A 3639-nucleotide genomic window follows, 5' to 3' on the forward strand; every position below is an offset into this window, starting at 1 on the left:
GTCCGCGCGGGTCTCGCGGTGCCCGAGGGCACGGGCACGACCGTGGGGGCCGCCGTCCGCCAGGTGCGGGCCTCCGTGCTCGCCGTGGCGGCCCTGGGCGCGACCGCGCTGCTGCTGCCCATCCAGACGGGGACCCCCCGCCTGCTGGTGGGCCTGTGGTTCGCCCTGCCCCTCACCCTGGCGCTGAGCTGTCTGGCCATCGCCCGGTTCGAGGCGCACCCCTACTCGCGCTGGGCGTCCCCGGCCGGACAGCGGCTGCTGAGCGCACTGGCCGGGAAGCCGGCCGGCGACGAGCGGTCGTTCCTCACCTCCGTCGCCGTACGCGGCATCCGCGCGATAGGCGAACCGGAGCTGCGCGCGGCCTTCGCCCACCGCGACCAGCCCTGGCGGGAGTGAGGGCCGCCGGGCGGAGTCCGGCGGAGCGCGGGCGGCACCGGGGCGGCTTCCGGGGGCGCACAGGGGGCATTGGGCCCGACACCGGCCCAGTGGTGCTTGCCTTCCCTCACGGCCGACCGAAATATCCCTTCTGTCGTCGCCGGGCCGTGGCAGCCGTGCCATCGCCGCCGCGCACGGAAGGGATACGCGATGAAAGCTGCCGCCCTCTACTCGGCCGCCGGTTCCTTGCTCCTGACCACCCTGGCCGCGGCCCCGGCGGGCGGCGCACCCGGTACGCCCGGCACCCCGGGCACCCCCGGCGCGGCCGAGCTGCGCGGCACCGCGGTGGCCGTGGCCCGCGCCCGGGCGGCCGGGATCGACTTCGGCCCGTGCTCCGCCGCCGACGTCCCGGAGGCACCGGCCGGCGTGCGGTGCGGCACGGTGAGCGTCCCGCTGGACTACGCCCATCCGAACGGCAAGCGGATCCGGCTGACCGTCAGCCGCGCCCAGGCCACCCACAAGGACCCGCACAACAGCAAGCGCCGGGTCCCCCGGCAGGGCGCCCTGGTCTTCAACCCGGGCGGCCCCGGAGCCTCCGGCATGTACTTCCCGCTGGTCGGCACCCTCCCGGCGTGGCAGCGGATCGCCGCCGCCTACGACCTCGTCGGCTACGCACCGCGCGGAGTGGGCCGGTCGGCACCGCTGTCCTGCGAGGACCCGAAGCGCTTCTTCAAGGCGCCCACCGCGGCACCGACGCATCCGTCGGAGGCGTACAAACGGCAGCGCGTGGCGCAGGCGCGGGCGTACGCGCGCGGCTGCGCCCAGCGGTCCGGGAGCGGGCTGCGGTTCTACAACTCGCTCAACAACGCCCGCGACCTGGACGTCCTGCGGGCCGCGCTGGGCGAGGACCGGCTGACCTTCATGGGAGCGTCGTACGGCACCTACTTCGGCGCTCTGTACGCGGCCATGTTCCCCTCCCACGTGCGGCGCATGGTGCTGGACTCGGCGGTGAACCCGGACCCGCAGAAGATCTGGTACCGCAGCAACCTGGAGCAGTCGGCGGCGTTCGAGGAGCGCTGGGCCGACTTCCGTGACTGGATCGCCGAGCACGACGACGTGTACCGGCTCGGTGCCACGCCCGCGCGGGTGCAGCGCAGCTACGACACCGCGCGCGAACGGCTGGCCGGGAAGGCGGCGGGCGGCACGGTGGGGCCCGGCCAGTTGCAGAACGTCTTCCTGACGGCCGGGTACTACGACGACTTCTGGCCGAGCCGGGCGGCGGCGCTCTCGGCGTATCTGCACGGCGACCCCGGGCCGCTGGTCCGGCTGGCCACGCCGAGCCGGGAGAGCGCCGCCGAGGCGGAGAACGGCAGCGCGGTGTACACGGCCGTGGAGTGCAACGACGCGCCCTGGCCGACGGACTGGGCGGTGTGGGACCGGGACAACACCCGGCTCGCCCGGGTGGCGCCCTTCGAGACCTGGGACAACGCGTGGATGAACCTGCCGTGCGCCTACTGGCCGGCGCCCCGGCAGCAGCCGCTGGACGTGCGGACCGGGATCGGCGAGCTGCCGCCGGTGCTGATCCTGGCGGCCGAGCGGGACGCCGCCGCGCCGTACCAGGGTGCGCTGGAGATGAACCGGCGGCTGGCCGGCTCGGTGCTGGTGACCGAGCGGGACGCGGGCACGCACGGCGTCGCCGGCGGGCCCAACCGGTGCGTCAACGGCTACCTGGAGGCCTATCTGCTGGAGGGCCGCGTCCCGGCGCGGCACGCGTCGTGCGCGCCGCGCCCGGAACCCGTTGCCTCCGGCGATGCGGCCGACAAGAGGGCCCAGCGGGATGCCCTCAAGGGGAAGGGCGACCGCCGCTGAGGCGCGACCACCCTCCGGGGGCGCCTCAGGCCAGGCCCGCCACCAGGTCCGCGACGCTCTTGCGGCGGCCCGTGAAGAACGGGACCTCCTCGCGGACGTGCATGCGGGCCTCCGAGCCGCGCAGGTGGCGCATGAGGTCGACGATGCGGTACAGCTCGTCGGCCTCGAACGCCAGGATCCACTCGTAGTCCCCGAGCGAGAACGAGGCGACCGTGTTGGCGCGCACGTCCGGGTAGCCGCGGGCCATCTTGCCGTGGTCGGCGAGCATCCGGCGGCGGTCCTCGTCGGGCAGCAGGTACCAGTCGTAGGAGCGCACGAACGGGTAGACGCTCACGTAGTTGCGGGGCGTCTCGTCGGCGAGGAACGCCGGGATGTGCGAGCGGTTGAACTCGGCGGGGCGGTGCAGCGCCATGTTCGACCACACCGGCTCCAGCGCGCGGCCCAGCTTCGTGCGGCGGAAGAGGTTGTACGCCTCCTGGAGCTGGTCGCTGGTCTCGGCGTGCCACCAGATCATGAGGTCGGCGTCGGCACGCAGGCCGGAGACGTCGTAGGTGCCGCGGACCGTCACGTCCTTGGCGGCGAGCTGGTCGAACAGCTCCTGGACCTCGTCGGCGTATCCCGCGCGGTCCTCCGGGAGGACGTCCTTCAGCTTGAAGACGGACCAGAGGGTGTAGCGGATGACCTCGTTGAGGTCCTTGGCCAGCTTGCCCTTGTTCGGGATCCTGCCGGACTCGGTGGTGGGGGCGTCGTCACTCATGGTCCCTATTCTCCCGCTCCGCCGTGCAGGCTCTGCACCGGGTTGGCCGTCAGCTCCCGGACGCCGGTGGAGTCGCCGCCGAGCTGGTCCACCGCCGCGTACGCGCTCGCGATGCAGGCCGGGATGCCGACGCCGTCGTACGGGGCGCCGCACACCGCGAGCCCCGGAAGCTTGGCGATCTGCTCGCGGACGCGGGCCACGCGCGCGTGGTGCCCGACCGGGTACTGCGGCAGCCCGTCGGTCCAGCGGGTGACCCGGGTCCGCAGGGGTACGGCCGCCAGTCCGGTGGCCTCCCGCAGGTCGTGCCGGGAGACCTCCACCAGATCGGCGTCGTCCCGGCCGAGGATCTCCGTCTCGCCGTAGCGGCCCACGGAGGTGCGCAGGACGACCACGTCCGGGTCGTCCTCGGCGATCCAGCCCCACTTCTGGGAGGCGAAGGTGGACGCCTTGATGGTGCGGCCGTCGACGGGCGGCACCAGGAAGCCGCTGCCCTCGGGCAGGCTCAGGTCCGCGCGCCGGTAGGCGAGGGTGATCAGGGCCATCGAGGCGTACTCGACGGCGGCCAGCTCGGCGGCGGCGCCCGGGGACTCGGCGCGCAGCAGCCCGGCGGCGGCCGGGGCGGGTACGGCGACGATCAC

General features: G+C 74.3%; 2 protein-coding genes and 2 pseudogenes. 2 read left to right on the forward strand and 2 right to left on the reverse strand.

From position 1 onward, the window contains the following. Both ABZV94_RS40725 and ABZV94_RS40730 read left to right on the forward strand, forming a co-directional pair. Window positions 1-396 (forward strand): annotated as a pseudogene (locus ABZV94_RS40725) (TIGR04222 domain-containing membrane protein); the annotation flags it as partial. Window positions 397-585: 189 nt separating this feature from the next. Next, on the forward strand, window positions 586-2244 hold the full coding sequence (locus ABZV94_RS40730; protein ID WP_356350027.1) for an alpha/beta hydrolase: 1659 nt from the start codon (window positions 586-588) through the stop codon (window positions 2242-2244). 25 nt (window positions 2245-2269) lie between these two features. Here the strand turns inward: ABZV94_RS40730 and hemQ are convergent, their stop codons facing one another. Together hemQ and ABZV94_RS40740 are read right to left on the reverse strand one after the other, a co-directional pair. Continuing rightward, the gene (gene hemQ, locus ABZV94_RS40735; protein ID WP_356350029.1) at window positions 2270-3001 is read right to left on the reverse strand and encodes a hydrogen peroxide-dependent heme synthase; all 732 of its coding nucleotides are present in this window, start codon (window positions 2999-3001) and stop codon (window positions 2270-2272) included. Window positions 3002-3006: 5 nt separating this feature from the next. After that, a pseudogene (locus ABZV94_RS40740) lies at window positions 3007-3639 on the reverse strand (protoporphyrinogen oxidase); the annotation flags it as partial.

It is taken from the genome of Streptomyces sp. NPDC004658 (genome assembly GCF_040609555.1).
Classification (GTDB): domain Bacteria; phylum Actinomycetota; class Actinomycetes; order Streptomycetales; family Streptomycetaceae; genus Streptomyces.

Coding starts and splice junctions, on each gene's coding strand:
- ABZV94_RS40730 (WP_356350027.1), top strand. CDS start 586: ATGAAAGCTGCCGCCCTCTACTCGGCCGCCGGTTCCTTGCTCCTGACC.
- hemQ (WP_356350029.1), bottom strand. CDS start 3,001: ATGAGTGACGACGCCCCCACCACCGAGTCCGGCAGGATCCCGAACAAG.